21 protein-coding genes, 1 other RNA gene and 1 other annotated feature are annotated in these 17,327 nt (G+C 37.7%); of the genes, 19 read left to right on the top strand and 3 right to left on the bottom strand.

Annotation, left to right across the window (positions count from 1 at the left end):
• Positions 1 to 18 precede the first annotated feature (18 nt).
• The 3 genes from rplA (at position 19) to rplL (ending at position 1,821) form a co-directional block, all read left to right on the top strand.
• Positions 19 to 708 carry a 50S ribosomal protein L1 gene (rplA, locus tag PEPE_RS07235; RefSeq protein ID WP_002833258.1) on the top strand — a complete coding sequence of 230 codons (690 nt, stop codon included), beginning with the start codon at positions 19 to 21 and terminating at the stop codon, positions 706 to 708.
• A 47-nt stretch (positions 709 to 755) separates the two neighbouring features.
• Positions 756 to 882, top strand: a sequence feature (ribosomal protein L10 leader region).
• Between the two features lie 25 nt (positions 883 to 907).
• Positions 908 to 1,414 carry a 50S ribosomal protein L10 gene (gene rplJ / locus PEPE_RS07230; RefSeq protein WP_002833259.1) on the top strand — a complete coding sequence of 169 codons (507 nt, stop codon included), beginning with the start codon at positions 908 to 910 and terminating at the stop codon, positions 1,412 to 1,414.
• A gap of 41 nt (positions 1,415 to 1,455) precedes the next feature.
• Positions 1,456 to 1,821: a 50S ribosomal protein L7/L12 gene (gene rplL, locus PEPE_RS07225; protein ID WP_002833260.1), complete on the top strand. Its 366-nt coding sequence runs from the start codon at positions 1,456 to 1,458 to the stop codon at positions 1,819 to 1,821.
• A 162-nt stretch (positions 1,822 to 1,983) separates the two neighbouring features.
• Here rplL and nrdF read toward each other — a convergent pair whose 3' ends face one another.
• The 3 genes from nrdF to nrdH all read right to left on the bottom strand — a co-directional run bounded on the left by nrdF (position 1,984) and on the right by nrdH (position 5,454).
• Entirely contained in the window at positions 1,984 to 2,937 is a 954-nt protein-coding gene (nrdF, locus tag PEPE_RS07220) for a class 1b ribonucleoside-diphosphate reductase subunit beta (protein WP_002833261.1), read from the bottom strand.
• A 19-nt stretch (positions 2,938 to 2,956) separates the two neighbouring features.
• The gene (gene nrdE, locus PEPE_RS07215) at positions 2,957 to 5,122 is read right to left on the bottom strand and encodes a class 1b ribonucleoside-diphosphate reductase subunit alpha (RefSeq protein ID WP_011673697.1); all 2,166 of its coding nucleotides are present in this window, start codon (positions 5,120 to 5,122) and stop codon (positions 2,957 to 2,959) included.
• A gap of 101 nt (positions 5,123 to 5,223) precedes the next feature.
• Complete coding sequence (nrdH, locus tag PEPE_RS07210; RefSeq protein ID WP_011673696.1) at positions 5,224 to 5,454, bottom strand: glutaredoxin-like protein NrdH; 231 nt, start codon at positions 5,452 to 5,454, stop codon at positions 5,224 to 5,226.
• A 211-nt stretch (positions 5,455 to 5,665) separates the two neighbouring features.
• Between nrdH and PEPE_RS07205 the strand changes: the two genes are divergently transcribed.
• From PEPE_RS07205 to tsaD, 16 genes are all read left to right on the top strand, one after another.
• Positions 5,666 to 6,271, top strand: coding sequence for a class I SAM-dependent methyltransferase (locus tag PEPE_RS07205; protein WP_011673695.1), 606 nt, complete (start codon positions 5,666 to 5,668; stop codon positions 6,269 to 6,271).
• On the top strand, positions 6,264 to 6,749 hold the full coding sequence (locus tag PEPE_RS07200; RefSeq protein ID WP_011673694.1) for a nucleoside deaminase: 486 nt from the start codon (positions 6,264 to 6,266) through the stop codon (positions 6,747 to 6,749). The genes PEPE_RS07205 and PEPE_RS07200 overlap by 8 nt, the downstream gene beginning before the upstream one ends.
• A gap of 49 nt (positions 6,750 to 6,798) precedes the next feature.
• An RNA gene (gene ffs, locus PEPE_RS09145) (signal recognition particle sRNA small type) lies at positions 6,799 to 6,885 on the top strand.
• Between the two features lie 76 nt (positions 6,886 to 6,961).
• Positions 6,962 to 8,707, top strand: coding sequence for a DNA polymerase III subunit gamma/tau (gene dnaX / locus PEPE_RS07195; RefSeq protein ID WP_011673693.1), 1,746 nt, complete (start codon positions 6,962 to 6,964; stop codon positions 8,705 to 8,707).
• 15 nt (positions 8,708 to 8,722) lie between these two features.
• Entirely contained in the window at positions 8,723 to 9,037 is a 315-nt protein-coding gene (locus PEPE_RS07190; RefSeq protein WP_002833269.1) for a YbaB/EbfC family nucleoid-associated protein, read from the top strand.
• A gap of 26 nt (positions 9,038 to 9,063) precedes the next feature.
• Positions 9,064 to 9,663 carry a recombination mediator RecR gene (recR, locus tag PEPE_RS07185; protein WP_002833270.1) on the top strand — a complete coding sequence of 200 codons (600 nt, stop codon included), beginning with the start codon at positions 9,064 to 9,066 and terminating at the stop codon, positions 9,661 to 9,663.
• A 164-nt stretch (positions 9,664 to 9,827) separates the two neighbouring features.
• Positions 9,828 to 10,457, top strand: a complete 630-nt coding sequence (tmk, locus tag PEPE_RS07180) for a dTMP kinase (RefSeq protein WP_002833271.1) — start codon at positions 9,828 to 9,830, stop codon at positions 10,455 to 10,457.
• Between the two features lie 15 nt (positions 10,458 to 10,472).
• Positions 10,473 to 10,808 (top strand): cyclic-di-AMP receptor, encoded by a 336-nt coding sequence (locus PEPE_RS07175; protein ID WP_002833272.1) that lies wholly within the window; start codon positions 10,473 to 10,475, stop codon positions 10,806 to 10,808.
• Positions 10,808 to 11,824 (top strand): DNA polymerase III subunit delta', encoded by a 1,017-nt coding sequence (gene holB / locus PEPE_RS07170; RefSeq protein WP_011673692.1) that lies wholly within the window; start codon positions 10,808 to 10,810, stop codon positions 11,822 to 11,824. Before PEPE_RS07175 ends, holB begins: the two co-directional genes overlap by 1 nt.
• Before the next feature lies 1 nt (position 11,825).
• Positions 11,826 to 12,167 carry a DNA replication initiation control protein YabA gene (locus PEPE_RS07165; RefSeq protein ID WP_002833274.1) on the top strand — a complete coding sequence of 114 codons (342 nt, stop codon included), beginning with the start codon at positions 11,826 to 11,828 and terminating at the stop codon, positions 12,165 to 12,167.
• Position 12,168: 1 nt separating this feature from the next.
• Complete coding sequence (gene rsmI / locus PEPE_RS07160; RefSeq protein WP_011673691.1) at positions 12,169 to 13,047, top strand: 16S rRNA (cytidine(1402)-2'-O)-methyltransferase; 879 nt, start codon at positions 12,169 to 12,171, stop codon at positions 13,045 to 13,047.
• A 9-nt stretch (positions 13,048 to 13,056) separates the two neighbouring features.
• The gene (locus tag PEPE_RS07155) at positions 13,057 to 13,794 is read left to right on the top strand and encodes an acyl-[acyl-carrier-protein] thioesterase (protein WP_002833276.1); all 738 of its coding nucleotides are present in this window, start codon (positions 13,057 to 13,059) and stop codon (positions 13,792 to 13,794) included.
• A 45-nt stretch (positions 13,795 to 13,839) separates the two neighbouring features.
• On the top strand, positions 13,840 to 14,832 hold the full coding sequence (galE, locus tag PEPE_RS07150; protein ID WP_011673690.1) for a UDP-glucose 4-epimerase GalE: 993 nt from the start codon (positions 13,840 to 13,842) through the stop codon (positions 14,830 to 14,832).
• Positions 14,833 to 14,994: 162 nt separating this feature from the next.
• Positions 14,995 to 15,723, top strand: a complete 729-nt coding sequence (gene tsaB / locus PEPE_RS07145) for a tRNA (adenosine(37)-N6)-threonylcarbamoyltransferase complex dimerization subunit type 1 TsaB (protein ID WP_002833278.1) — start codon at positions 14,995 to 14,997, stop codon at positions 15,721 to 15,723.
• On the top strand, positions 15,704 to 16,300 hold the full coding sequence (rimI, locus tag PEPE_RS07140; RefSeq protein WP_002833279.1) for a ribosomal protein S18-alanine N-acetyltransferase: 597 nt from the start codon (positions 15,704 to 15,706) through the stop codon (positions 16,298 to 16,300). The genes tsaB and rimI overlap by 20 nt, the downstream gene beginning before the upstream one ends.
• Entirely contained in the window at positions 16,287 to 17,324 is a 1,038-nt protein-coding gene (gene tsaD / locus PEPE_RS07135; protein ID WP_011673688.1) for a tRNA (adenosine(37)-N6)-threonylcarbamoyltransferase complex transferase subunit TsaD, read from the top strand. Before rimI ends, tsaD begins: the two co-directional genes overlap by 14 nt.
• Positions 17,325 to 17,327 lie beyond the last annotated feature (3 nt).

Raw genomic sequence — 17,327 nt, 5'->3', positions numbered from 1 at the left:
TAGGAGGAAAACACACAGATGGCTAAAAAAGGTAAAAAGTTTCAAGACGCTGCAAAACAAGTAGAAGCTCTTAAGGCTTATGCTCCAAAAGAAGCGCTTGAATTAGTTAAGAAAATTGATTTTGCAAAGTTCGACGCTACTGTTGAAACAGTATACAAGTTGAACGTTGACACAAAGCAAGCTGACCAACAACTTCGTGGTGCCGTTGTTTTACCAAACGGTACTGGTAAAGAGCAAACAGTTATTGTATTTGCTAAAGGTGCTAAGGCTGAAGCAGCTAAAGCAGCTGGTGCAGATGTTGTTGGTGACGACGACTTAGTACAACGCATCCAAGACGGATGGTTAGACTTTGACGTTGCAATCGCAACACCAGACATGATGGGACAAGTAGGTCGTTTAGGTCGCGTATTGGGACCTAAGAACTTAATGCCTAACCCTAAGACTGGTACAGTTACTATGGATGTTGAAAAGGCTGTTGCTGATTCTAAGTCTGGTAAGGTTACATACCGTACAGACCGTGACGGTAATGTTCATGTGCCAATTGGTAAAGTATCATTTGATGTTGACCAATTACTTGGTAACTTACAAACAATCAACGATACAATCGTTCGTTTACGTCCTGCATCTGTTAAGGGTGCTTACGTACAAAACGTATCAGTTGCATCAACATTTGGACCAGGAGTTAAGGTTGACTTTTCTCAATTCTAAAATCTCTTGATTTGTTCCAAACGCTGTGATATATTACTAAGAGTGAATTATAACTGAATAATTTACCTAAGACTCAGGTGGCCATGTTTGGCCTTAATATATTGCCTGCCGAGGAACGTATGAAACTATTCGTGTCTCAGAGTCTTTCTGGGGTACGAATTTTTTTATGGTTCAACAATCATTCAGGAGGTGAAATACATTGAGTAAAGAAGCTATCGCACAAAAAGCTGCAATCGTTGATGAAGTTGCTGAACAATTAAAGGAATCCGTTTCTGCTATTGTTGTTGATTCACGTGGTTTAACTGTTGCTGAAGTAACAGACTTACGTAAACAACTTCGTGACGCTGGTATCAAGCTACGCGTTATCAAAAACAAAGTGTTGACACGTGCTGCTGAAAAAGCTGGTTTTGAAGGTATGGACGACGTGTTCGTTGGTCCTTCAGCTGTTGCTTTCTCAGAAGAAGACGCTGTTGCACCTGCTAAGATTTTGAAGACTTTTGCTGACAGTAATGACAACCTTTCAATTAAGGGTGGTATTATTGAAGGTGAAGTTGCTGATATCGATACAATTAATACATTCGCTACATTGCCTAGTCGTGAAGACTTGCTTGCAATGCTTGCTAATGAATTTATGTCACCTGTACGTGACGTTGCATATGCACTTAAAGCTGTTGCTGACAAGAAGTCTGAAGAAGACGCTGCATAAGCAAATAACATTTAATTATAATTAATTTGGAGGAAACAAAAATGGCATTAGATAAAGACCAATTTATTGAAGACTTAAAAGGTGCTTCAATTACTGATTTAAACGATCTTGTTAAAGCAATCGAAGACGAATTCGGCGTTTCAGCTGCTGCTCCAGTTGCTGCAGCAGGTGCTGCTGGTGGCGCTGCTGAAGCTAAGACTTCATTCAACGTTGAACTTACTTCAGGTGGTTCAGCTAAGATCAAAGTTATCAAAGCAGTTCGCGAAATCACAGGTGCTGGCTTGAAAGACGCTAAGGACATGGTAGACAACGCTCCTTCTGTAATTAAAGAAGACGTTTCTGAAGACGAAGCAAACGAACTTAAAGCTAAGCTTGAAGAAGCTGGCGCAACTGTAGAAGTTAAGTAATTTAATTTCTTAAGTTATTAAAAGAGCTATTTCCATTTGGATGGAAATAGCTCTTTTTTTGTTTTAAAAAATATTCAAATAAAGACTTTTTGATAAATAGGATGACAGAGCGTTACAAAAAATCCAACTTCTAAAATGGAAGTTGGATTTTTTTATTTGGATTTAAATGTTGTAATCTTCATCACTCATAGTTTCCACGTTACCCAAACGATAACCGTTACCAACTTGTGAGAAGAAGTCATGGTTAGAAGTTCCAGTTGAAATCCCATTCATTACGATGGGATTAACATCAGCTTCAGTATCAGGGAACAATGGGTCTTGCCCTAAATTCATGAGGGCTTTGTTAGCATTATAACGCGTGAAGGTAAGAACTTCATCAGTCCAACCAACTTGGTCATACAAAGTATGAACATATTTTTCTTCGTTATCATATAAATCGTATAAGAAGTTATACATCCAATCCTTTATTTCTTGCTGTTCATTTTCACCAAGCTCTTTAAGGCCTAATTGGAATTTGTAACCAATATAAGTTCCATGAACTGATTCATCACGAAGAATTAGTTTAATAATCTCAGCCACATTGTTTAGTTGATTATGACCTAAGTAATAAAGGGGAGTGAAGAAGCCAGAGTAGAATAAGAAAGTTTCTAAAAATACACTCGAAATCTTTTTCTTCAAAGGATGTTCATCATCATGATATAACTCATAGATTCGTTTAGTTTTATTTTGAAGGAATTCTTCTGAATCACTCCAAGCAAAAATTTCATCAATTTCAGAGGGAGTATTTAAAGTCTCAAAGATTGATGAATAACTCTTAGCATGGACCGATTCCATAAATTGAATGTTATTTAACACTGCTGTCTCGTGAGGAGTACGAATATCCTTTCTGAGAGCTGCCATTCCATCTTGTGATTGAAGAGTATCTAACAGAGTTAGACCGCCAAATACGTGACCTACGACCCATTTGTGGTCTTCGTCTAATTCACGCCAGTCACTAAGATCATTTGAAATTGGAATACGGGTATCAAGCCAAAATTGTTCAGTCAACTTTTCCCAAGTAGCTTTATCAATTTGGTCTGAAATGGCATTCCAGTTGATTGCTTCATAGTTTTCCATTAAAAAATCCTCCACTTATTTAAATTGAACAGCTTTCACATTGATTTACGCCAACTTCACCATCATTATCTGTGAAGGTACGAACGTAGTAGATGGACTTGATACCTTCATGATGGGCATAGTTACGAAGGATATTAAGATCACGAGTGGTCATTTTATCAGTGCGGCCTTCCTTCCAATCATAAATTCCAGCTGGAATTGTTGAACGCATGAAGAAGGTCATACTCATCCCTTGGTCAACATGTTGTTGGGCAGCAGCGTAAATATCAATAACTTTACGCATATCAATGTCGTAAGCTGATTGGTAATATTTTAACGTATCATTGGAAAGATATGGAGCTGGGAAGTAAATTTTCCCAATTTTCTTTTCTTGACGCTCTTCAATTTTGTTAACAATGGGTTGAAGACTAGCTGTCGCATCGTTGATATAAGAAATTGAACCAGTAGGAGCAACTGCCATTCGATTTTGGTGATAAAGTCCGTCAGCCATCACATCAGCTTTAAGTTGCTTCCAATCTTCAACGCTTGGAATTTCAATTCCATTAAATAACTCTTTAACTCGATTGGATTTAGGTCCAAAATCATTTTCTACATATTTATCAAAGTAAGAACCATCAGCATATTTGCTTTTATCAAAGTTGTGGAAAACTTGATTCTTTTCTTTGGCAATCTGGTTAGAAGCTTTTAGAGTCCAATAGTTCAACAGCATAAAGTAAACACTAGTGAATTCAATCGAATCTGCTTCACCATAGTAAAGGTGGTTCTTAGCTAAGTAACCATGGAGTCCCATTGCTCCAAGACCAATGGTATGAGCAAGAGCATTTCCATTTTGGATAGAAGGAACAACGTCAATATCAGAATGATCCGTAACAAAAGTTAGCGCTCTAACCATAGTTTCGACCGATTTACCGAAGTGGGGCGTTTGCATCATATTAACAATGTTTGTTGAACCAAGGTTACAACTGATATCAGTTCCTAGTTTCGTATAGTTTTGCTTGTTATCAATTACGGATGGAGTTTGTACTTGCATAATTTCTGAGCAGAGATTACTCATTACAATTTTTCCATAAATTGGATTTTCTCGATTAGCCGTATCAACGTTAACAATGTAAGGATAGCCAGATTCCTGTTGAAGTTTAGAAATTTCATTTTCGATGTTACGGGCTTTAACTTTGAATTTCTTAATAGCAGGGTTTTTGACCATGTTGTCGTATTCTTTAGTAATATCGACGTAGGCGTAAGGTTCACCGTAAACTTTTTCCACACTATAAGGACTAAATAGATACATATCTTCGTCGTGTTTGATGAGGTCATAAAATTTATCGGGAACGACTACACCAAGTGAGAGGGTTTTAACCCGTATCTTTTCGTCGGCATTTTCCTTTTTAGCTGAAAGGAAAGATACAATGTCGGGATGGAAAACGTTTAGATATACAACACCAGCTCCCTGACGTTGTCCTAATTGATTGGCATAAGAAAAACTATCTTCTAGTAGTTTCATAACCGGAACCACACCGCTAGCAGCGCCTTCAATCCCCTTGATTGGTGCTCCCGCCTCACGAAGGTTAGTGAGGTTGATTCCGACCCCGCCACCTAATTTAGAAAGTTGAAGAGCAGAATTAATCGTACGACCAATCGAGTTCATATCGTCGTTAGCTTGAATTAAGAAACATGAAACTAACTCTCCCCGATGCTTACGACCGGCATTTAAAAAACTAGGAGTAGCTGGTTGATAGCGTTGGTGAATGATTTCATCGGCAATATTCATGGCCAATTCTTCATTACCATCAGCAAAGTAGAGAGCGTTCATAGCCACGCGGTCGATGAAGTTTTCTAAATAATATTCGTTATTATTCGTTTTTAAGGCATATTGAGCGTAAAACTTATAAGCTGCCATAAACGATTGAAAGTGGAAGTCTTGTTGCTTTAAGAAGTCGTACAGTTTTTCGATAAAATCGAATGAATATTCTTCAACAAGGGCAGCCTCGATATAGTCTTCTTTGAGGAGGTAATCGAAACGTTCACGTAGAGAATCAAATTGCATGGTGTTAGCTTGAACATTCTCTTTTAGAAATGCAGCTAGAGCTTCACGATCCTTGCTTAGGGGAATTTGGTTATCAACAGGGATGTTAATTTCATTGTTTAAATCATAGTAAGTAACATCTTTTAGATCTTTTAAAGTCATAATTCGAATCCTCTCTTCAATCAAGTGAAATAAAAAAACGCTCCGCATTTACAATGTACGAATGGGGCGTCTTGAACATCTGAGTTAGCGTTGGTGGAGAACTAAATTGCTAATTTTTTTAGTAAATCAGGTCTAAAACCAGCCACAGCTTTTTCTTCAGAAAATTGAACGACTGGTACGGCTTGGAAGCCTTTAGCTTTTAAAGCGTCGATATATTCTGGATTTGCATTGATATTACGTTCTTCAAAAGTAACCCCGTTTTCGGATAAGAAGCGTTTAGTCATTTTGCATTGAATGCAGTTATTTTTAGTGTACACAATTATTTTTCTCATAATACTGATCCCCCTTGTCTCATTTATCATGGAACTAAGTATACAACATTTATTACTAAATTTGAAATAAAAAAGCACAATATGTAGAGGATATATTTTTATAATCCCACTATATATTGTGCTGGCGGTGTTTATTAAATTTTATTCTTTTTAAATTGGTAACTGAATTTACAATACGATATTATATTAATAGAGAATGGAGGACTTTTCAATGACAGATTATTATTTTACTGAAAATCCCAACGCCGAACATGACGAGAAGCATTGGAGCTACGAGCTTTTGGGTCATAAATTAAATTTTATTTCGGATCGCGGTGTTTTTTCAAAAAACACAATTGATTTTGGAACTAGGACGTTGCTTGAAGCAATACAAATTGTAGGTTCTGCTGAAAAGATTTTAGACGTGGGATGTGGATACGGTCCAATTGGCATATCACTTGCCAAAAGTTTTCCAGAGATACAAGTACAGATGACAGATGTTAACGAACGCGCGTTGGGACTCGCCAAACGAAATGCAGTTGCTAATAGCGTCGAAAAACAGACTCAAATTTATAAATCAGATGCATATGAGAATATCGATGATACGGATTTCACCACGATTATTTCTAATCCACCAGTCCGTGCAGGAAAATCGGTAGTTGAGACAATTATCGTTGAGGCTAAATCTCATTTAAAAGCAGGTGGCCAACTGGTAATTGTTCTTCAGAAAAAACAGGGGGCGCCCTCAGCTAAAAAATTAATGCAAGAAACCTTTGGGAATGTCGAAGTCCTAAAAAAGAATAAAGGATATTATATTTTAAGAAGTGCACATGAATAAGTTAACAGAGCATGAAATTAATTTTTATATGAATGAAGCAATTAAAGAGGCCCAATTCGCCAAAATGATTGATGAGGTCCCCATTGGAGCAGTGGTTGTTCATGATGGTAAAATTATCGGTCGTGGTCATAACTTAAGAGAACACTCACAGGATTCAACCACTCATGCGGAAGTCTTAGCTATTACGGAAGCTTGCGCTTATTTAAAAAGCTGGCGGCTGTGGGATTGTCAGCTTTTTGTGACCATTGAACCATGCTTAATGTGTAGTGGAACCATCATCAATTCACAATTACCTCAAGTATTTTTTGGTGCTCGAGATCCTAAAGCAGGAGCGGTTCGAAGCCTGTATACCGTACTCGAAGATACGCGTTTAAACCATCAAGTGACGGTTCATGAAGGGATTGAAGCTGACCGAGCATCGATGTTAATGAAGACGTTTTTTAAAGAAATTCGAAAAAGAAGAAAAAAAACTAAGTAAAATAGTGGAAATTTTTTTAAAATTCGAGTATCATAGTTATTGCCGTAAGGCCTTGAGGCAAGGTTGGACTTACGAATTGTGTCAGGTCCGGAAGGAAGCAGCACTAAGTATGCTCTGGCTTGTGCCTTAAGTTATTGGGTAAATTAACGAACTCTTAGTCCATTGGGCTAAGGGTTCTTTTCTTAAAAAAAGCAAATATGGAAGGAAATCAAATGAGTTATCAAGCATTATACCGTGTTTGGCGGCCTCAAAAGTTTGATGATATGGTCGGTCAAGACGTCGTCACGAGGACTTTAAAAAATGCATTAATAACTGAGCAGACCAGCCATGCGTATCTATTTACTGGTCCACGAGGAACCGGAAAAACATCGGCAGCTAAGATTTTTGCTAAGGCGGTTAATTGTCACTATCTTAAAGATGGTGAGCCTTGTAATGAATGTGTGACTTGTAAAGCGATTACTGAGGGAACCTTAAACGATGTAATCGAAATTGATGCGGCCTCGAATAATGGTGTCGAAGAAATTCGCGATATTCGAGATAAGGCAAAGTATGCTCCAACTGAAGCAGACTACAAAGTCTACATTGTTGATGAAGTCCATATGCTATCAACCGGAGCATTTAATGCGTTGTTGAAAACTTTAGAAGAACCACCAGCTAATGTAATTTTTATTTTAGCAACGACGGAACCTCAAAAGATTCCATTAACTATTATTTCAAGAACACAACGTTTTGATTTTAAACGAATTACACCAGCTCAAAGTTATGATCGCATGGTCTATATTTTGGATCAAAAGGGAATCCAGTACGATCAAAAGGCTTTAGCAATTATCGCCAAGGCTGCTGAAGGTGGGATGCGAGATGCGTTAAGTATTTTGGATCAAGTGATCTCATTTGGTAACGAAGAAGTAACTTTAGATAACGCCTTATTAGTTACAGGAAGTGTTAACCAAAAACTATTAGATCAGTATTTAACGCAAATTTTTAAGCAAGAAACATCAGCGGCATTAGAAACTTTGCATCAAATTTTAGATGAGGGTAAAGATGGACAACGATTAATTGAAGACTTAATTGCTGTCCAAAGAAATTTACTCTTATACCAAGAAGATCCCCAGTTGGTGCAAGAACAAAGCTTGAATGATCTATCGGAAGCTTTTACTGAAGAAGCAGCTATGGTGACTGGCGTGGAGCTATATCAGATGATTGATACGTTGAATAGTATTCAACAACAAATGCGCTTCACGACTCACCCAGATGTCTATTTGGAAGTTTTGACGATTAAGCTATCACAACGAAAAACTGCGAAAGTTTCCACCGAAGCCCCAACCGGTTCCGTGGATAACCAAGAAGTGGAGCAGTTACGTTCAGAAGTCAGTCAATTAAAACAAGCAATTCAAAAGCTACAACAAAATGTAAAAAATACGCCAAGTAATTCACAATCAGCTCAGCCTAAACCTAAGAAAAAAGCGGTAGGGGCTAAACAAGTTAAAACTCCTGCTAATTTAACCAAGATTTATCCGATCTTGGAAAATGCTACTAAGGCCAGTTTAAATACAATGCAGGAACTCTGGCGCGACCTAATGGATATGCTATCTGTTACAGAACGGGCTTTAATGCACGTTTCTAAGCCAGTTGCAGCTAGTAAAGAAGGAGTGGTCGTAGCGTTCAATTACGACTTTCTGTTTGAAAAGGCCGTCGATAATGAAGTGCTTCGTACTGAACTTCAACAAAATTTAGCTAAGTTAACTGGTTCCGATTTTAAGGTAGTTTATGTTACAGTTGAAGAGTGGCCAGAGGTGCGGTCAGGTTTCTTAAATACTCATCATTTTGATAAGAATCAAGAAAAATCTGAACCAGAGGCATCAGAGCAATCTACACCCAAAGCGGATGAAGATAATCAAGCTGTTAAAAAAGCGGTCGAATTATTTGGCTCTGAAAATGTAAATATAAAAAATGATTAAAGGATGGTAATACAAATGCGTGGTGGAATGGGAAACATGCAAAGCATGATGCGTCAAATGCAAAAGATGCAAAAAAAGGTAACAGAAGAACAAGAAAAATTAAATCAAACTGAATTTACGGGTGTGGCACCAGATGACATGGTCAAAGTTGTATTCACCGGTGATCATAGAATGAAAGACATCGTGATTAATCCTGAAGCAATCGATGAAGATGATCCAGACATGTTACAAGATTTAATTGTAGCCGCTGTAAACGACGCTATGAATCGTGTGGATAGTGAAACTAATAAAACAATGGGAAAATACACTAAGGGCATCCCCGGAATGTAATTAAGAATCGTAGGTGATAGACCGTTATGCAATATCCAGAACCGATTGCGAAATTAATCGATAGTTTCATGAAATTACCAGGTATTGGTTATAAAACGGCAACCCGATTAGCATTTTTTACGTTAGATATGGAAAAAGATGATGTAACCGAATTTGCTAAGGCGCTGATTTCAGCACAACGGGACCTAAGTTTCTGTAGTATTTGTGGAAATATTACGGAAGATGATCCATGTGATATTTGTCAGGACCCTTCACGAGATCAAAAAGCGGTTTTAGTAGTCGAAGATTCTAAGGACGTAATGTCAATGGAACAGATGAAAGAATACCATGGCTTGTATCATGTGTTACATGGCGTGTTATCACCCATGGATGGTAAAGGCCCTGAAGACATCAATATTGCTGCGTTACTTACCCGTTTACAGAAGAACGAGGCCATTAAAGAAGTTATTATTGCTACAAATGCAACTCCAGAAGGGGAAGCGACAGCGATGTATATTTCAAGATTGGTTAAACCGTCCGGCATTAAAGTTACTCGTTTAGCTCACGGGTTATCGGTCGGAAGTGATATTGAATATGCGGATCAAATGACTTTATATAAAGCGGTTGAAGGCCGAACAGAAATGTAAAGCAAAATAATTAAAAGATGAGTTAATGCGATTTTACCAGCGCGTTAGCTCATTTTTTTAAATTAATATGGTGATATTTTAATTAAGGTTAATAGACAGTCCTTAAAATCTAAAGTAGAATAAAAACAATAAATAATTTAAAACAAGTAAGGCGGGGAATACTGGTGAACGGGCATTTTATATCATTTGAAGGTCCAGATGGGGCTGGAAAAACAACGGTTCTGCAAGCGATGGTCGAACATTACCAACAGCGTTTGAAGGACCAATTAACAGTAACGAGGGAGCCCGGCGGAAATCCTATTTCAGAGGCAATTCGAACTATTATTTTGGATAAAAACAACACCGAGATGGATGAGCGAACGGAGGCCTTACTCTATGCGGCTGCTAGACGACAACATTTGGTGGAAACGATTTTACCAGCTTTGAAAAAAAATCATGTGGTTTTTTGTGACCGATTTGTTGATAGCTCAATTGCATATCAAGGAGCAGGCAGAAAAATTGGTACCGATGCCGTCTATCAAATGAATCTCTTTGCTACTGAAGGAGCATTACCAGAAAAAACAATTTACTTGGATGTACCATCAGAACTTGGACTAAAGCGCATTATGACTCATCGGACGGAAGATGTTGATCGGTTAGATTTAGAACAATTAGATTTTCATCAGCGAGTCCGTTCGGCATATCTAGATTTAGCTAAGAAATTTCCAGATCGGATTGTCGTAATTGATGCGAGTCAAGAACTTGATGATGTAAAGAGAGATGTAATTGAAGTGTTAGACCAAATTTTAAATTAGCGGAGGAATATTATTATGGCAACTAAGTTAGTTATCGCAATTGTACAAGATAAAGATGCAAACTATTTGAGTGATCAGTTTATTGATCAAAATGTTCGAGCAACTAAGTTATCCACAACTGGTGGTTTTCTACAATCAGGTAATACAACTTTCATGATTGGGATTGAAGAAGAACGTGTCCCAGAAGTCCTTGAAATTATCAAGAAAGCTAGTCATACCAGAGAAGAATTTATGACACCATCTGTTAACATGGACGTTAATATGGAAGGTACTACGGCCTATCCAATTAAGGTTCAAGTCGGTGGTGCAACCGTCCTTGTTCTTCCGGTAGATCAATTCGAGCGCTTCTAGTGGAAGATCTGAAAAATTTAACTAATCAGGCTGTGGAAAAACAACCTGAAATTGTTAAACGCTTTAATGAAATGATTGATAGCCAGCATTTGTCGCATGCCTACCTGTTAACCGGAGCAGGTGGGATTGGAAAAAAAGACGTCGCTCAATGGGTAGCGATGCGTCTTTTTTGTATTGACTTACAGGGATCAATGCCTTGTGGAGAATGTGAAGAGTGTACTCGAATCATGTCAGGACAACATCCAGATGTTGTAGAAATTGCACCAGATGGCCAATCAATCAAGGTGGAACAAGTTCGTTTTTTAAAATCCGAATTCTCTAAAAGTGGGGTAGAGGGCGCACGGAAAGTTTTTATTATTGAACAAGCTAATAAAATGACAACGAGTGCGGCCAATAGTTTGCTGAAGTTCATCGAAGAGCCTTCAGGAGAGGTAACGGCGTTTTTACTTGCTGAAAATAGAAGTTTGATGCTACCAACTATTGTGTCGAGAACCGAAATTATTGAACTAAAACCGTTACCTAAAGATCGATTGATTAAGGAATTGACAGAGCAAAATATAGCTGAAACGGATGCTAGAATTTTAACCCGGTTAACCAACGATATGAGTGAAATTCAAACACTGGTAGATAACAACTGGATTTTGGATGCCCATAAGGCGTTAGAAAAGTGGTTTATAACGGCCACTACTGGGGACATAACTGCATTTGTGGATGTTCAAACTCGAGTAATGGCTTTGGCTAAGGATCGATTTTATCAAGAAAAAATATTGGACTTGATGATGTTATATGCAATGGACCTGTTAGAACTAAAATTTGATCAAGAAACGATTACTTATGAAGCTAATCGACGTCAGTTACAAGAGTTAGCTGATCAGACCAACGTCCGTCAATTATTGGCTGTTGCAGATGTATTGCTGCCTTTAAAACATCAGTTAAGTCAGAATTTAAATTTTCAAAGCGTTGTGGAAAAAGCAACGATTAAAATATGTAATATATTCAAAATGAGAGGGCGATAGTGTGGATAAAAAAGATTTATTTGATCAAATAACAGAAGTCACGCGAAATACTGAGGATTTGTTAAATAAACTACACGAAACCCAAAGTGCCATGGTGGAAATCATGGAAGAAAATGCTGAACTTCAAATTGAAAATCAACATTTGAGAGAGCGTCTAAAGCAAGCAACCGCTGCTGAAAATGAAGGAACTAAGAACACAAAATATGGTTTATCAAAGTCACTTCAAAACTTAGAAAAATTATATGCGAGCGGATATCACGTTTGTAATGAATTTTACGGTAAGCATCGTCAAGATGAAGAAGAGTGCGCATTTTGTTTAACCGTCATCTATGGAGATCGCTAATATGTTAACGCAAAAAAGTTTCAGCCAATCGAATGAAGGACGATTATATCTGGTACCAACGCCGATTGGAAATTTAGAAGATATGACTTTCAGAGCAATTAATATTTTGAAAGATGTTGATTTAATCCTAGCTGAAGATACACGAAATACTCAAAAACTACTTAATCACTTTGAAATTGATACCAAACAGATGAGCTTCCATGAGCACAATACTCAGCAGCGCATTCCAACAATTTTGAAAATGTTAGAAGATGGTCAACAAATTGCTCAGGTATCAGATGCGGGGATGCCGTCAATTAGTGACCCTGGTCAAGAGTTAGTAAAGGTAGCAGTATCACAACACCTTAACGTCGTACCTTTACCAGGCTCGAATGCCGGAATTACAGCATTAATTGCTTCAGGATTAGTTCCCCAACCCTTTACTTTTTATGGTTTTCTATCACGCAAAACTAAAGAGCAAAAAGAAGAGCTTGAGGTTTTAAAAAATAATCCTAATACAGTTATCTTTTACGAAGCACCGCATCGTTTAGCTAAGACCGTCAAACAAATTGGTAGTAGTTTCGGTACGACTCGTAAAATGGTTTTGGCACGCGAACTTACCAAACGCTATGAGGAGTTTATTCGTGGAAGTATTGAAGAAGTTCAGCAATGGATTGCTGAAAATGAAGTACGAGGCGAATTTGTAGTGATGGTCGAAGGAAATGATCATCCACAGGTTACTACCAATAACGAGTGGGAAAGCATGACGATTAATGAACATGTGCAAAAAATTATCGATGATGAACAAGTTAAACCAACAATTGCGATTAAACAGGTCGCTAAATTGCGAGGTTTAAGTAAACAAGAAGTTTATGACATCTATCATCAGTTAGAGCAATAGGAGAGAATAATGGCTGGAAAGATACATGAAGAACAACATTTAGTAACGCATTACGAAGGTGACCAGACCGGAACAATGAAAGTTCCCATGATTATTAACGCCATGTTGTTAACTTCGGATAATCAAAGTCAGCAACTAGGTGTCGGAAATGCAGTTGTGGATAAAACCGGATTAGGCTGGGTAATTACGCAATACGTGCTGAAAATCAAACGACTACCACGGGTTGGAGAACAAATTGTAGTAGGAACTAGAGCAGTTAATAACAATGATTATTTCTGCCAACGGGATTTTTGGGTTAAAGATCAAAAAGGTGAAGTGATTGTGGAAAACACTTCAATTTTTGTATTGATGGATCGAACAACGCGAAGAATGCACAAGCTCTTACCTGAAATTATTGAACCCTATGAAGCTGACCAGGTTAAACGTATTGTTCGTTTGCCTAAACTGGAAACCATTGAAGGAGCATCAGTTGCTAAGGATTTCAGTGTAGAATATTTTGATATTGATCCAAATCGGCATGTGAATAATGCTAAATATTTTGAATGGATTTTTAATACGGTTGATCAAGATACTCTAAATAACTATTATCCAGCGATGATTAACATTCGTTATCATGTGGAAATCCAACCTAACCAGGTTGCCCATAGCACTTTTACGATGGATCATGATACACTCAAAAGTGATCATAAAATTTTTGCTAATGACACTTTGTGTTGTGAAGCAAATGTTGAATGGAATCACCGTTAAGGTTACAATGAGCGTAGTTTAAATTTTACATTGGAGGATGAATGAATGAGTATTCTTGTAGTTGGAGGAGCCGGATATATTGGTTCACATATGGTTAAGCGATTAGTCGAACAAAATCGAGATGTAGTCGTTGTGGATAACTTATCAACTGGTCATCGTGGCGCAGTGGATAAAGGCGTAAAATTTTATGAGGGCGATATCCGAGATCATGCCTTTTTAAAGGAAGTCTTTGATCAAGAAGCAATTGACACAGTTGTGCATTTTGCTGCATTTTCAATTGTTCCTGAATCCATGGAAAAACCGCTTAAGTATTTTGATAATAATACGGCAGGAATGGTTGCTCTTCTTGAAGAAATGCGGGATCACGATGTAAAACGCATTATTTTCTCATCTACAGCTGCTACTTATGGAGTTCCTGAAAAGTCTCCGATCGAAGAAACCGACCGTCAAGCCCCTATCAATCCTTACGGTGAAAGTAAATTAATGATGGAAAAAATCATTAAATGGGCGGATCAAGCTTATGGAATCAAATTTGTAGCCCTCCGCTACTTTAACGTAGCAGGAGCCTATCCAGATGGTTCAATTGGCGAAGATCATGGACCAGAAACTCATTTAACACCAATTATCTTGCAAGTGGCTTTAGGCAAACGTGACCAATTACAAATTTTTGGAGATGACTATCATACTCCAGATGGTACGAACGTACGTGACTATGTGCACGTTTTAGATCTTGCGGATGCTCATATTTTAGCAATCGATTATCTTAAAGCAGGTAATGATAGCGACGTCTTCAATTTAGGTTCATCAACTGGTTTCTCAGTTAAAGAAATGGTTGAAGCAGCACGTGAAGCAACTGGTGAAGCCATTCCAGCTAAAATTGCGGCTCGTCGTCCTGGAGATCCAGATTCATTAATTGCTGCAAGTCAAAAAGCACGCAAAATCTTAAAATGGAATCCTCAATATGATGACGTTAAAGAAATCATTAAAACTGCGTGGAATTGGACTCAGAAACATCCCAATGGTTATGAAGACCACTAAAATAAACGTATAAATAATTTTAATTGAGGTTATGACATAAAAATTTGTCATAACCTCTTTAATTTTGAAAGAAATGACCTTGAAAGGACGAATTTATTCTTTGTTGTCGTCATCACTATTCTGTAGGATAATATGTAGAGGAATTAAAAGGGAGCGAACTGAATGAAGATTTTAGCTATGGATACGTCCAACGTTACTTTAAGTGTAGCGGTTTTGGATTCAGAACAATTACTAGCTATGCAAACCACTAATATTAAAAGAAATCATAGTAAACAACTGATGCCAATTATTTCGCAAACTCTTGCAGAAGCAGGGATGGCACTAAACGAAATTGACCGGATTGTTGTTGCCAAAGGACCGGGCTCATATACTGGGTTACGAATCGCCGTTACTACGGCCAAAACATTAGCATTAACGTTAAATGCTGAGTTAGTAGGAGTATCTAGTTTAGAAATGTTGGTTCCTAACGCACCTCAAAATGGTTTAGTAGTCCCATTCTTTGACGCTAGAAATGGAAATGTATTCGCCGGAATTTATGAGAAAAATGGAGAACAAGTTGTAAACGTACTAGCAGACCAACATATTAGTTTTGAAAAATTATTGGCTAAGATTAATGAGTTAGGTCGACCAGTTTACTTTGTATCTTCTCAATTTGAACAATTTCAAACAATGGTAGAAAATACGTTGGTTGTTGTTGCAGAACATTCTGGAAAATTAAACAGTTTACCAAATGCGCATGCATTAGGAATCTTAGGATTACAAAAAACAGAACTTGAAAATGTTTATACTTTTGTACCAGCTTATTTACGAGTGACAGAAGCAGAAAGAAATTGGAAGGAAAAGCATCCAAACGATGAAAACAAAGAATCATATGTTAGACAAATTAATTAATTGGGCTAAATACACTTTTTTTAATCGGACACGACGTTTGCGTGAGGAGGCTTTTGAAATTAAACACCATAATGTTGTAATCGAAGGTGAAAGATATTTTGTAGCGCAGGCTACTAATACCGATATTCCGGAGATATTAACGGTTGAACGTGCTGTGTATGACGGACAAACCCCTTGGGATCGAATGGCCTTTGCCAACGAATTGCGAAGAAAATTAGACCGATTATATTTAGTTATTAGGCATAATGACCAACTGTTGGGCTTTATCGGAGCTTCTTTTGATGATCGTAGTAAAATGGCGCACATTACTAATGTAGCTATCTTACCGGAATATCAAAACCGTGGTATTGGATCGTTTCTAATTGAGTCGATTATTAAAAAAGCTCAATTTATTGAATACAAATCAATCACTTTAGAAGTAAGAAAAAGTAATATTACAGCTCAAGCATTATATTTAAAGATTGGTTTTGAAAAGACAGGAATCAAGAAGAGGTATTATTTCGGCGATCATGAAGATGCAATTGATATGACATTAGATTTGTCGAAGTGGCGAGGAGGATATCGTGGATCAAACTAGTTTAATTTTAGCAATCGAATCAAGTTGTGATGAAACTAGTGTTGCAGTTATTAAAAATGGTGACATTATTTTATCTAACATAATTGCAACACAAATTAATAGCCATCAGCGCTTTGGCGGGGTGGTTCCGGAAGTTGCCAGTCGCCATCATATCGAGCAAATTACCATCTGCATTGAACAAGCCTTAAAGCAAGCTGAAGTACGTAAAGAGGACCTCGATGCTGTAGCAGTTACGTATGGACCCGGATTAGTTGGGGCACTTTTAGTGGGCGTTTCAGCTGCTAAAGCTTTTGCTTTTGCAAATGAATTACCATTAATCCCAGTTAATCACATGATTGGACATATCTACGCTGCACGTTTTGTAAAACCCATTGTTTTTCCAGCCTTAGCTCTCCTTGTTTCGGGGGGTCATACAGAACTAGTATATATGCCAACCGAAAATGAATTTAAAATTATCGGTGAGACTCGTGATGATGCAGCCGGTGAAGCCTATGATAAAGTGGGGCGCGTAATGGGTTTGAAGTATCCAGCGGGTAAAGCAATCGACGAACTTGCTCACCAAGGCGAAGACATCTTCAAGTTCCCACGAGCAATGGAACACGAAGATAATTTTGATTTTAGTTTCAGTGGTTTGAAGAGTGCTTTTATTAATACAGTGCATCATGCAGATCAAATTAATGAAGAACTTAGTAAAAAAGATTTAGCAGCAAGCTTCCAACAAAGCGTGATAGATGTTATCACGGCTAAAACGGTTCGGGCTTGCGAGCAGTTAGAAATAAAACAATTAATTTTAGCTGGAGGAGTTGCAGCTAACCGTGGTTTACGGGATACTTTAGATAAAGAACTTGGCGAAAAATTTAATCATTTAGATTTCGTTAAGGCACCTTTGGATCTTTGTGGTGATAATGGAGCAATGATTGGTGCTGCTGGTGAAATGTTAATGCGACACCAAGTTTTTGCTGATATGACGTTAAATGCTGATCCAAGTTTAGAATTTGATTGGGAACCAGAAGCAATTAAGTAAAGA

This window comes from Pediococcus pentosaceus ATCC 25745, from assembly GCF_000014505.1.
Lineage (GTDB): Bacteria > Bacillota > Bacilli > Lactobacillales > Lactobacillaceae > Pediococcus > Pediococcus pentosaceus.
Note: the sequence above shows the minus strand (reverse complement) of the source record. Positions and strands in the feature narration are given on the sequence as shown.